Annotated in this window: 1 protein-coding gene; it reads right to left on the bottom strand. The window is 69.5% G+C overall.

What is annotated here, in order from left to right; translation table 11 throughout:
- A partial coding sequence (locus HA630_RS00235; protein ID WP_166831978.1) for a cyclic nucleotide-binding domain-containing protein occupies window positions 1–272 on the bottom strand: 272 nt, incomplete at both ends.

Raw genomic sequence — 272 nt, 5'->3', positions numbered from 1 at the left:
TGGTCGGCAAACGACGGGTGGTGCTCGAAGAGGTCGGTGAACACCGGCTCGGGCAGCAGGTAGAGCAGGGTGTCGGCCTCGGCCACGGCGGGAAAACGCACCCGTTGGCGGTGCAGCAGCCCGAATTCGCCGAAGTAGCCGCCTTCGGTCAGCCGGTTGTAGAGCGTGCCGTCGCGCCGGTACACCGCCACCACGCCGCTGCGCACGATGTGCCACCACTGCGCCGGCTGGCCGTATTCCACGATGCGGGTGCCGGCGCGGCAGTAGCGCAC

The sequence above is a fragment of the Aquabacterium sp. A08 genome, from assembly GCF_011742065.1.
Note: the sequence above shows the minus strand (reverse complement) of the source record. Positions and strands in the feature narration are given on the sequence as shown.